The sequence below is a fragment of the Streptomyces sp. NPDC047108 genome (assembly GCF_040643575.1).
Lineage (GTDB): Bacteria > Actinomycetota > Actinomycetes > Streptomycetales > Streptomycetaceae > Streptomyces.
This window is the reverse complement of record NZ_JBEYUP010000002.1, coordinates 190,129-201,872: the sequence shown is the minus strand read 5'-3', so window position 1 is coordinate 201,872 and position 11,744 is coordinate 190,129. Positions and strand designations below refer to the sequence as shown.

At 73.5% G+C, this 11,744-nt stretch carries 8 protein-coding genes and 1 pseudogene; 5 read left to right on the top strand and 4 right to left on the bottom strand.

The window, feature by feature from the left end; genetic code table 11:
• Window positions 1–26: 26 nt before the first annotated feature.
• From ABZ822_RS06060 to ABZ822_RS06050, 3 genes are all read right to left on the bottom strand, one after another.
• Complete coding sequence (locus ABZ822_RS06060; RefSeq protein WP_360848787.1) at window positions 27–467, bottom strand: MarR family transcriptional regulator; 441 nt, start codon at window positions 465–467, stop codon at window positions 27–29.
• 125 nt (window positions 468–592) lie between these two features.
• Window positions 593–1,225: a DJ-1/PfpI family protein gene (locus ABZ822_RS06055; protein ID WP_360847559.1), complete on the bottom strand. Its 633-nt coding sequence runs from the start codon at window positions 1,223–1,225 to the stop codon at window positions 593–595.
• A 90-nt stretch (window positions 1,226–1,315) separates the two neighbouring features.
• Window positions 1,316–3,256: a DUF4328 domain-containing protein gene (locus ABZ822_RS06050; RefSeq protein ID WP_360847556.1), complete on the bottom strand. Its 1,941-nt coding sequence runs from the start codon at window positions 3,254–3,256 to the stop codon at window positions 1,316–1,318.
• 1,318 nt (window positions 3,257–4,574) lie between these two features.
• Here ABZ822_RS06050 and ABZ822_RS06045 point away from each other — a divergent pair.
• The 5 genes and pseudogenes from ABZ822_RS06045 (at window position 4,575) to ABZ822_RS06025 (ending at window position 10,899) form a co-directional block, all read left to right on the top strand.
• Window positions 4,575–5,936: an aspartate aminotransferase family protein gene (locus tag ABZ822_RS06045; protein WP_360847553.1), complete on the top strand. Its 1,362-nt coding sequence runs from the start codon at window positions 4,575–4,577 to the stop codon at window positions 5,934–5,936.
• 295 nt (window positions 5,937–6,231) lie between these two features.
• Window positions 6,232–6,948, top strand: coding sequence for a GntR family transcriptional regulator (locus ABZ822_RS06040; RefSeq protein ID WP_360847550.1), 717 nt, complete (start codon window positions 6,232–6,234; stop codon window positions 6,946–6,948).
• A 300-nt stretch (window positions 6,949–7,248) separates the two neighbouring features.
• Window positions 7,249–8,007: pseudogene (locus tag ABZ822_RS06035) on the top strand (dolichyl-phosphate beta-glucosyltransferase); the annotation flags it as partial.
• A gap of 20 nt (window positions 8,008–8,027) precedes the next feature.
• Window positions 8,028–10,073, top strand: coding sequence for a glycosyltransferase family 2 protein (locus ABZ822_RS06030; protein ID WP_360847547.1), 2,046 nt, complete (start codon window positions 8,028–8,030; stop codon window positions 10,071–10,073).
• A 175-nt stretch (window positions 10,074–10,248) separates the two neighbouring features.
• Entirely contained in the window at window positions 10,249–10,899 is a 651-nt protein-coding gene (locus tag ABZ822_RS06025; protein WP_360847544.1) for a hypothetical protein, read from the top strand.
• A 21-nt stretch (window positions 10,900–10,920) separates the two neighbouring features.
• On the opposite strand, the gene ABZ822_RS06020 is transcribed toward ABZ822_RS06025, so the two are convergent.
• Window positions 10,921–11,673: an SLATT domain-containing protein gene (locus tag ABZ822_RS06020; protein ID WP_360847541.1), complete on the bottom strand. Its 753-nt coding sequence runs from the start codon at window positions 11,671–11,673 to the stop codon at window positions 10,921–10,923.
• Window positions 11,674–11,744: the final 71 nt, after the last annotated feature.

Here is an 11,744-nt window from a genome sequence, read left to right as displayed (position 1 = left end):
GCCGAGAAGGATAGAGGCAGTGGTACTCAACGTTGCCCGGCGGCCTCCACCGCGCGGGACAGACGCTCCAGAACCCGCACCGTGCGGGCGCATTCGGCCGGGCCCAGTTCGTCGGCCAGCCGCGCCGCGAACTCCGCGTGCGCCGGGCCGATCCGGCGTACGGCCGCGACGCCCTCCTCGGTCGGGCGGAGCAGCTTGGCCCGGCGGTGTGCGGGGTTGTCCGTGTACTCGGCGAGCCCCTTGTCGACCAGCAGATCGGCGATGCGCTGCACGCTCTGGCGGGTGATGCCCATTGCGCGGGCGATGCCGGAGACGGGCAGCGGCTCCCGGAGCACGGCGCCGAGGACCTGCCACCAGGCGGCGGTCAGGCCCACGGGGCGGGCCAACTGCTCGGCGACGTCGAGGAACTGGCCGTTGAGGCGGAAGACGGTGAGCGCGGCGCGGGTGAGGATCTCCGCCTCGGTCAGGTCGTCCGCGTCCGACGGTCCGTTCGCAGCCCCGTCCTCCGTACCGACTTCCGTACCGTCCGGCCCGGTGGTTTCCGGGCGGGGCTTCTTCCGTCCGGGCGTGCCTCGTTCGGTGTTGCGCGGCTTCATGCCGCGGCGCTCATCAGGACGGGGTAGGCCGCGGCGTCCCCGTGAGCGAACAGCCGGAACCAGGCGTCGAGGATGTGCGGCTCCATCACGTCGAGTTGGGCCAGGATCTCCCGCGCGAAGGCCACGGACTCGGTCGGCCCCGCGGTGATCAGCCCGCGGTCGTTGACCGCGTCCGCGTCGCGGTAGCGCCCGGCGCCGTCGTAACCGGGCTGCGGGGCCAGATACTCCAGGACGGCGCTGGTGTGGTCGCGTTCGTCGAGCAGGCCCTCGCGGGCGAGGCCCGCGGTGGCGCCGCAGATGGCGGCGACCGGCACCCCGGCGTCCAGGAACTCCCGGGCCTTGCGGGCGAAGGGCACGAGAGCCTCGCCGGTCAGCCACAGGTGGGCGCCGGGCAGGATCAGCAGCGCGCTGTCCTCGGGGCGCAGGTCGTCGAGGGCCGTGTCGGGCTGGATGCGCAGGCCGCCGGCCGTGGTGACGGGCTCCTTGCCGTCCGCCGAGACGGTGGCGACGGAGAGCGGGGTCTTGGGGGCGCGGTGGTACGTCGTGTCGTTGATGTGGGCGGTCGCGTGACCGAACTCCCAGTCGGCGAGGGTGTCGTAGACGGCCACGTGCACGATTCGGCTGGTCATGGCTGCTCCTCGGGTCCGGGTGCCTGGGCACCACCAATGGACAGCATCCTGTCAAAAACGCAGCATGCTGTCAACCGGGGGAGGGGTTGGTCAGTACGGCCGGTGCGGTGCCATCCGCTCCTGCCAGGACGTCAGCCGCTGGATGAAGCCGAGGGCCAGGACACCGGCCACCAGCGCCACGAGGTCCGACATGATCGTCCACCCCGCGAGGACGGCGAGATCACCGCTCGTCGCCGCCGCGGCCCCGACGAAGACGGTGACGAAGCCGAGCGCGAACATCGCGCAGTACGTCCCCCACCACCAGTTGAGCAGGGCACGGGACGGCGCCTGGGTGCGTCCGCCGTACGGGCCTGACGGAGGCCCGGGCTGCGCGGGAGCCATGACCTGCCAGATGTCGTTGGCCATCTGCTTGGGGAACCAGAGCTGTACGACCGGCGTGAACCACGACCCGACGGCCCACCCGCGGCTGAACCGCTGCCGGCCGGGCGCGATGACCTCGGTGTTCACCGCCAGACGCCAGAACCAGACCAGCCACAGCACGAGCGTCGGCAGCGAGGTGAGCGCGCCGAACCCGGAGAACGACTCGATCATGGACGCGATGTCCTCGGCGTCGTCGTTCTCGCCGCCGTCGTAGGCCCCGAACAGCGCGAAGTTGAGGAACATGTCGATCAGCGCGTACAGCAGCGTCAGCGCCATGAACACGGAGAGAGCGTTGGCCAGGCCGCGCGCCGACTTCCACAGCGGGGGCGCCCCCGCCTGCGGGCGGTACGGACCGGGGTGCGGGCCCGGGCCCGGTGCGGGAGCCGGGCCGTAGGGGGTGGCCCCGACGCCCCAGGGCCCGCCTTGAGGGCCGGGCGGCGGCGTCGAAGGGCCGTACGGCGGCGGGGGCGTGGAGCCCCCGGACTGCGGCGGAGGCGTCGACGCGACGGAGGGCGGCGGCGGGGTGGACGGCAGAGGACCGGGATGCGGGGTGGAGGGCGGGCGTATCGCGCCGGTCGCAGGGCCCGCGGGGAAGCCGGTGGCGTGACCCGCGGCCGGCGCGGCGCCGAGTCCCGCGCCGTAAGGGCCGGTCGCGGGCGGCGGAGTCGACGGACCGTAGGGGGAGTTGGCGGTCTCGGGGCGGCTCGCGGGCTGCGGTGTCTCCGCCTCCAGGAGCTGCAGGGCGTCCCGTCCGAGCCGGGCCAGCAGCCCGCCGGGAAGCCAGGGTTCGTCGTCGCTGCCGCCGGTCCGCTCCAGCACCTGGTCGACGGTGAGGCGCTGTTCGGGCTTCTTGGTGAGGCAGCCGAGTACGACGTCCCGCAGTCCGTCCGGGAGCCCGGTCAGATCGGGCTCCTCCTCGGCTATGCGGAACATCAGCGCGTGCATACCGCTGTTGGCCGTCCCGAAGGGCTGCCGCCCGGTCGCCGCGAAGGCGAGCACCGAGCCCAGGCAGAAGAGATCGCTGGCCGTCGTGACCCGCTCCCCGCGTACCTGCTCGGGCGACATGAAGCCCGGCGACCCGACCACCGCGCCCGTCATCGTGAGACCGCCCCCCGCGAGCGTCTCCGTGGCGCGGGCGATACCGAAGTCGATGACGCGCGGCCCGTCGATGGTGACCAGGACGTTGGACGGCTTGAGGTCGCGGTGGACCAGGCCCGCGCCGTGGATGTCGCGCAGGGCGCAGCCGAGACCGACCGCGAGGGTGCGGACCGAGTGCTCGGGCAGCGGGCCGAAGTCGTCGGAGACGACCGAGTGGAGCGACGGGCCGCCGATGTAACCGGTGGCCACCCAGGGGGTCTCGGCCTCGGTGTCGGCATCGAGGACAGGAGCGGTCCACTGGCCGCCGACGCGCCGCGCGGCCTCGACCTCGTGCGCGAACCGCTGCCGGAAGTCGGGCTGCCGGGCCAGTTCGGCCTGGACCAGCTTCACCGCGACCGTACGGCCGCGGTCCGAACGCGCCAGGTACACGACCCCCATGCCGCCGGCGCCCAGCCTGCCGAGCAGCCGGTACGCGCCGATCCATCGCGGATCCTCGGCTCGCAGCTCTTCCATAGCGGGTGGTCTCCCCCGGTCGCGCGGTTTCGGGTGCGACCGAGGATAGGGCCCCGGTCGGACGGCGGCCCAACGGTGTGGGCGCCCGATGATGACCGTGTCGTCGTACCGTCCGGTTCAACGACCGCTTTTCTCCGGATTGTTGTGGCCTGGGGGCCTTGGGAGCCTGGGGGTTTGAGGGCGTGGGGGCCCGGGGCCTGGGGGGTGTGGCCGGGTGCTGGCCGGTGGGTGGTTTTCGAGCATTGGGGGCGGGGCGGAGGTCGGCTGAGCTGGGTGTCCGGGGGCGGCCGTCCCCGGTTGCGGTACAGGCGGTTCGTGTGTCCGGGAGGTCTCCGGGGGCGGCCGTCCCATGGGGTTTTGGCACGGGTGGTTGGTGTGTCCGGGAGGTCTCCGGGGGGTGTTTTCAGAATGCTTGACTTGAGGCAAGTATTTTCGCAACGGGTGCCCGGGGGACGGCCGGGAGTTGGGCCGGTCCTGTTGTGACCCCGCTGGTCACCGGCCGTCACTGCGGGAGCGGGCCGTCACCGGCCCCCTGCCTGCCCCGATGCTCGGCTGTGCGCCGCAGGCGCGAGACGAAACCACTCCTCGCGGGACGGCGGAAGTCCAGCCCGGCAGGTCCAGGCGAGCAAGTGCCAGCCGGGCAGGTCCAGGCGAGCAAGTGCCAGGCGGGCAAGTGCCAGGCGGGCAAGTCCAGCCGGGTCGGCGCCCTGGCGGGCTCGCGCCGCCCCAGCTCCCGGCCGGTCACCGGCCGTCACTGCGGGAGCGGGCCGTCACCGGCCCCGTGCCTGCCCCGATGCTCGGCTGTGCGCCGCAGGCGCGAGACGAAACCGCTCCTCGCGGGACGGCGGAAGTCCCGGCGAGCAACTGCCCGGCGAGCACTGCCAGGCGGGCAAGCGCCAGGCGAGCAACTGCCAGGCGGGCAAGTGCCAGGTGGGGAAGTCCAGCCGGGCCGGCGCCCTGGCGGGCCCGCGCCGCCCCAGCGTCTCGGAGACACCCCGCAACGGCGGCCCCCAAGCGGCCCGGGAGCCCCGCCTCCTTCCGCGCGAGGGGTCCACGGACCGGACGGTGACGGAGGCGCGGCGGGACGCCGTACCGGAATCCCGGAGCGAAATGCAGTACGGGGGAGCGGACGGCGCGGGGAGGTCCCGGCGGCGCGGGAACCGGAAGAGCCGGAGGCGGGGACGGCGGCGCCGCGGACAGCGCGGGCGCGGACGGAGATCGTCCGCGCCCCCGACCCGACAGGGTGCCGGGCGGCGTGGCGGAAGCCATACACATTGGCGGTGTCGGACACCCGGTCCGGATTCCTACGCTGGCCCGCATGAACCCTCTTGCAGATCCCCAGGTCGGGAAGGCTGTCAAGGCCGCCGACCGCGCCCATGTCTTCCACTCCTGGTCCGCACAAGGGCTCATCGACCCCCTGCCGGTGGCCGGTGCGGAAGGCTCGTACTTCTGGGACTACGACGGCAACCGCTACCTCGACTTCTCCTCGCAGCTGGTCAACACCAACATCGGTCACCAGCACCCGAAGGTCGTCGCGGCCATCCAGGAGCAGGCCGGGAAGCTGTGCACGATCGCGCCGGGCTTCGCCGTGGACGTACGGTCCGAGGCCGCGCGGCTGATAGCCCGGCGCACGCCGGGCGACCTCGACAAGATCTTCTTCACCAACGGCGGTGCGGAGGCGGTCGAGAACGCGGTGCGCATGGCCCGTCTGCACACTGGCCGCTCCAAGGTCCTCTCCGCCTACCGCTCGTACCACGGCGCCACCGCCGCGGCGATCAACCTCACCGGTGACCCGCGCCGCTGGCCCTCCGACACGGGCTCGGCCGGAGTCGTGCACTTCTGGGGCCCGCACCTGTACCGCTCCCACTTCCACGCCGAGACCGAGGCGCAGGAGTGCGAGCGCGCGCTGGCCCACCTCGAGGAGACCATCGCCTTCGAGGGCCCGCAGACCATCGCGGCGATCATCCTGGAGACCGTGGTCGGCACGGCGGGCGTGCTGGTGCCGCCGCCCGGCTACCTCGCGGGCGTCCGGGAGATCTGCGACCGCCACGGCATCGTCTTCGTGCTCGACGAGGTGATGGCGGGCTTCGGGCGTACGGGCCGCTGGTTCGCCGCCGACCACTTCGACGTCGTGCCCGACCTGCTGACCTTCGCCAAGGGCGTCAACTCCGGCTACGTGCCGCTGGGCGGCGTCGCGATCTCCGCCGAGATCGCGGCCACCTTCGACCGGCGCCCGTACCCGGGCGGACTGACCTACTCCGGCCACCCGCTGGCCTGCGCCTCCGCCGTCGCCACTCTCAACGCGATGGAGGAGGAGGGGATCGTCGAGAACGCCGACCGCATCGGCGAGACGGTGCTCGGCCCGGGGCTGCGCGAACTCGCCGAGCGCCACCCGTCGGTGGGCGAGGTGCGCGGGTTCGGTGTCTTCTGGGCGCTCGACCTGGTCAAGGACAAGGCGACGCACGAGCCGCTGGTGCCGTACAACGCGGCGGGCGAGGCCAACGCGCCCATGGCAGCCTTCGCCGCGGCCTGCAAGAAGAACGGCCTGTGGCCCTTCGTGAACATGAACCGCACGCACGCCGTGCCGCCGTGCACGATCACCGAGGCCGAGGCCAAGGAGGGCCTCTCGGCCCTGGACGCGGCCCTGACGGTGGCGGACGAGCACACCACCGCCGCCTGAACCGCACCGCGGCACCTCCCTCGGCGGCCCGCCCGGGCCGGGCATCCGTCCGGCCGGTGCGGGCCGCCGCGTGCGTACGGGCCGCGGCGCCTCGTGCGCGTGCGGGCCCGCAGCCCTCGTACGGGTCCGGTGCCGGCCACCTCCGTACGGGCGGGCACGGCCCCTCCGTACGGGCTCGCGCGGGCCGCCACCTTCACCCTGTCCGCGGGCGCGCACCCCGGCCCGCCAGCACATAAGGTGAGCGCGGGCCGCCCTCACCGCTTCTGACCTGCGGCCCGCGGAAGGAGACGGACCAATGCGGGGTGGCAGTGGCCGCGACCAGCACGGCGGCGGAGACCGTTCCGCCGTCACCGTCACCCGCAACACGCTGCGCCAGCAGATCGCCGAGGCGCTCTGCGACGAGATCCTCGCCGGCCGCCTTCCCGCCGGCCGCCATGTGACGGTCAAGGAGATCGCCGAGCAGTACGGGGTCTCCGCAACCCCCGTCCGCGAGGCGCTGGTCGATCTCGCCGCGCAGGGGCTGGTCGACATGGAGCACCACCGCGGCTTCCAGGTGCACTCGTTCACGCTGGATGACTTCCGTCACATGGTCGAGGCGCGCGCCCTCATCGTCGACGGCATCTTCCGGTACGGCACCGAACATCTGCTGCGCGGCGCCACGGCCCGCGCCTTCGCCTCCGTACGCCGCAGGGCGGACGAGGCCGAGCGCGCGTCCCGGGCCGGGGACCTGGACATCCTCATCGGGTACGACCTGCGCTTCTGGCGCGAGTTGGGCTCTCTCGCCGGAAATCCGTACATTGCGGACTTCCTTCACCGTATGCGCATGCAGTGCTGGGCTTTCGCCGTGCCGTACCTGCGTCAGGAGCCGGACCTGAGGGGCCGGTTGTGGAGCGGGCACCGCACGCTCATCGAGGCCGTCGAGCGGCGCGACCCGGCCGCCGCCCAGCGCCTGATGGCCGACTACGACGACCACTCCCTGCGGATCCTCGAGAAGCTGATGCAGGACCGCTGACGGCCGGTGCTGCGCGTGGCGCCGCCGGGACGCCCCGGCACTCCGCCCGGACTCCCTCCGGGTACCCGAACTCCCCCTGGCGCGCCCGAATTCCTCCCCACGCGCCGAACCCCGCGCGCCCCGCGTCCGTCTCACCGGACGGACGGCGCGCGCCGTCCGCGGGCGACGCACCGCGCATCCGCACCACCGGGACGGCCACCCGGCGATCCGGATACCGGAGATGCCTGCCCGGTACCTCGGAAGAACGACGAACGGGCCGGTACCGTACACACGGTCGACCGCGAAGGGGGGAGCCCAGGCATGGACGCCGTACACCGGGCGGCGCTGCCCGCGCCCAGGCAGCAGTCCGCTGCCGAGCCGGCGACGGCGGTCATCGACCTCACCGTGGTCATTCCGGCGTTCAACGAGGAGCAGCGGCTCGGCCCCGGCATCGACGAGGTCTGCGGTTATCTGCGGACCACCGGCCGCCGCTGGGAGTTGATCGTCGTCGACGACGGCTCCACGGACGGCACGGCCGCCGTTGCCGCCGAGGCCGCGGACGCAGAGCCGCGCATCCGGCTGCTGCGCGCCCCCGTCAACCGCGGCAAGGGCCATGCCGTACGGATCGGCATACGGGCCTCGCGCGGCACTCGCGTCCTCTTCTGCGACGCCGACGGCGCCACCCCGATCGAGGAACTGGCCCTTCTGCACGAGCGGCTGGACGACGGTTACGCCGTCGCGATCGGCTCGCGCGCCCGCCCCGGCGCCCGGATCGAGGCGCGGCAGCACGTGCTGCGCGAACTGCTCGGCAAAGCGGGCAACCGGCTCATCCAGGCCGTGGCGGTGCCCGGGATACGCGACACCCAGTGCGGCTTCAAGCTCTTCGACGGCGAGAAGGCCCGTACGGCCTTCGCCCTGGCCCGTACGGACGGCTGGGGCTTCGACGTCGAGATCCTGCGGATGTTCCACGCCAGCGGCTGGCCGATAGCCGAGGTGCCGGTGCGCTGGGCGCACCGCCCCGGGTCCAAGGTCGGCCCTTTCGACTACGCCAAGGTGCTCGCCGAGATCGCCCGGGTCCGGCTCGGCAGGTCGAGGACGCCGTGAGCGCCGACGCCGACACCACGCGGCCGACCGACCCCGCGGACTCCACGGAGCCCGGGAAGGGCCCGCACGCGGCCTCCGTCCACCGGACGCCTCCCGCCGCCCCGACGCCTCCCGCCGCCCCGACGCCTCCCGCCGCCCCGACGCCTCCCGCCGCCCTGGCGCCCGACGGCCCCGGGCGGACGGGTCTCCGCGCCGGCGCCGTCAGTGGTACGGCTCTGCGCCGGACGGCCCTCCGCCTCCGGCGGCGCCTACGCCCCGCGTCGCTCGCCGTCCCCGCCGGCTATCTGCTCGCCGCGCTCCTGCTGTACGTGAACCTGTGGTCGGACCTCGATCGCGCCTATCTCACGGACAGCATGCGCGACCAGAACCAGTGGGAGTGGTTCTTCGCCGTCACAGGCCACCACGTCCTGCACGGCGACAACCCGCTCTTCACGACCCTGCAGAACTTCCCGCTCGGCGTGAATCTGATGGCGAACACCGTCATGCTCGGGATCTCCGTCCCCCTCGCGCCGGTGACCGCCCTCTTCGGCGCGACCGCGGCCTTCGCGACCGTCCTCACCGGCGGCCTCGCCGTGACCGCCACCGCCTGGTACTGGCTCATCCGGAAGTACCTCACCCGCCACCGCGGCGCGGCCGTTCTCGGCGGCGCCGTCGCCGCGTTCGCGCCGCCGATGATCTCGCACGCCAACGCCCACCCCAACCTGGTCGTGCTCTTCGTCGTCCCGCTGATCATCGACCGGGCGCTCCGCCTGTGCCCGCCCTCCGTCGTGACCCCGCTCGTCCCGCGGGAGGACGCGCCCGCGCCCGCCCGCGGCGGCGCCGTCCGCCACGGGGTGATCCTCGGGCTGCTGCTGACCTGGCAGATCTTCCTCGGCGAGGAGGCGCTGCTGCTCGCCGCGACCGGCATGCTCTTCTTCGCGGTCGGCTACGCGGCCATGCGCCCGGCCGCGGCCCGCGCCGCCCTGCCGCCGCTGCTGCGCGGTCTGGCCGTCGCCGCGGCCGTCTGCCTGCCCCTCGTCGCGTACCCGCTCCACTGGCAGTTCCAGGGCGACCAGAGCTACAGCAGCATCCTGCACGGCCCGACCGGCAACCCGCCGCTCGCCCTGGTCGAGTTCTCGAAGCAGGCGCTGGCCGGGGACGAGCAGCGCGCGGCGGAGCTCGCCCTCAACCCGACCGAGCAGAACGCCTTCTACGGCTGGCCGCTGATCTCCCTGCTGCTCGTCGTCGCCGTCGTCCTCTGGGACCGCGTGGTCGTACGCGCGCTCACCTGGACCGGGCTGATGGCCGCCCTGCTCTCCCTCGGCGCGCAGATCCCGCTGCCGTGGACCGACGCCACCACCCCGGGCCCCTGGTGGATCTTCGACCGGCTGCCGCTCTTCGAGTCGGTCATCGAGTCGCGGTACGCGATGGTGTGCGCGCCCGTCATCGGCATGCTCCTGGCGCTGGCCTGGACCGTCGTGGCCGACACCGCCGCCGAGGCCCGCCTCTCCGGAGCCGGTGAGGAGCGGGACCGGCGCCACCGCGCCCTCGTGATCCGGGTGGCGGGCGGACTGGCCCTCGTCGCAGCGCTGCTGCCGATCGTGCCCCGGCCGCTGGAGACCGTCGACCGGCCCGCCGTGCCCCGCCTCGTGGCCGACGGCACCTGGCGGTCGTACGTGGAGCCCGGCCGGTCCCTCGTCCCCGTACCGCTGCCGTCGCCCGCCGAGGCAAGTGCGCTGAAGTGGCAGATCGACGCCGACTTCGCCTTCCCGCTGCCCGGCGGCTACTTCAACGGGCCCCTGAACCCGGGGAGGACCGGCATCTACGGCGCCGTGCCCCGCCCTACCAACGACCTTCTGCGGGACGTCGGCTGGACCGGCCGCGTCCCGCGCATCGGCCCCGAGCAGCAGCAGGCCGCCCGCGCGGACCTCGACTTCTGGCGGGCCGGAGCCCTGGTGATCGGCCCGCAGCCGTACCAGGACGCGCTGCGCGTCACCGTCGAGCGGCTGCTGGGGCAGCAGGGCGAGCGGGTCGGCGACGCCTGGATCTGGGACGTCGGCTGACACCCGGCCGTGGGACGTCGGCCGACGCGCGGCGGGCGCCGGGCATTACGCTGGCACGTCCGTCGCATCATCCCTGGTACCGACCCTGGGTACACGCCCCACAGGAACTGCTTGGGCGGCGGCCGACGCCGCCGCGACGACCCGACCGAGAACAAGCGACCGAGAGTGAGCGCCCGTGGCCTGTGACCTGTGGCTGGTCCCCCTCGTCGATGTGCTGTGCCACAGCCCCGACAACCCCTTCGCCGACGAACTGGCGACCTACAACCAGGCCTTGAACGAAGCGGGCCTGCCACCGGTGCCGGTCTTCGGCTACATGCCCGGCCTGTCCGGGGAGGTCGCCCCGGTCGCGGGATTCGACTACGACGCGCTGCACTTCCTGCGCCGGGCCTATCTGCTGCAGATCTGCGGACTCCCCGTGACCCCGGTCGACGAACTGGGCGGGGACTACGAGCAGTTGCTCGAGATGTTCGAGTCCACGGCCCAGCAGTCGCACCTGGTCTGGCACTACGACCACGCCGGCGCCTATGTGCCGGTCGACTTCGGCCAACCGCTGGCGAACGACGAACTCATGTCGGGCGGCGGCCCGTTGGGGTCCAGCAACGGGCTGCTGCGCGAGCTGGAGGCGGTCGCGCCGTCGATCGGGATCGACCCGTCCAACCCGCCCGCCGCACCCGCCGCGCCGGTCCGCCCCACCTCCCTGGAGGAGCCCGCGGCCACGGCGCCGTACGACGACAGCCCGTACGCGCGTGAGCGGCACGTCTGGCTGGGGCTCCACGCCGCCGCGACCCGCAGTCTGGGCCAGGGCTCGATGATCGTCTTCAGCTGACGGCAGTTCCGGGGGCGCGGCTCAGCGCGGCGCCTCCGGAGGCCGCTGGCGCGGCATGCTCGGCCGGGCCGCGGGCGGCGGGAGGGGGAAGCGGCTGACGTGCTGCCCGCTCTGCTCGGTCCGCGGCGCCCACGGTGCCGGCGCCTGGATGTGGAGCGGAGCGGGGGTCGAGCGGAACTCCACCATCCAGTCCGCGGTTTCGGCCCGTACGAGCTCCGAGACGTCCTCCGAGAAGCGCCGCAGCACCGTCAGACAGCGCTCGGCGGCCTCGCTCGCCGTGCCCTCGGTCGGCCCGAGCACCTCGCGCACGCACTCGGACGCCCAGTCGAACTGCAGCACTTCCAGCCGCCGTTGCACCGCCTGAGCCGTGGCCACGCTGCGCATCCAGCCCGATGTCACGCCGAAGAACCGGTCGCAGCCTGCGCAGGCGACGGCGCCGACGAGGGCGACGAAGCCCCAGCCCGTGCCGTCACCGAGGACACCCGTCACATCGAGCAGGGGCAACGCCAGGGCCGCCGAGCCGGCGCCCGCCGTGCCCAGGCGCAGCGCGCGGGCGGTACGGCGCTTCCAGCGCCGGCCCGCCAGATACCAGTCGGCGGTGCGCAGCGCGCGCTCCTCGACCCACAGGTAGAGCTCCTCGAGGCGCTCTGCGGGCTCGCCCCAGTCGCCGTGCGGGAAGGGGCGTCCGAGCAGGTCGCCGTGGTGCGTGGCGTCCTGCTTCCTCCCGCCCTCCTCCCGTGGAAGTCCCTCGGGCTGCATCTCCGGCTGACTCACCCGTGCGCTCCCTCTGCCATGGCGGTGCATTGCGACTGCGATCCGGTGCGATCCGCTGCGCGGCGGCGCCG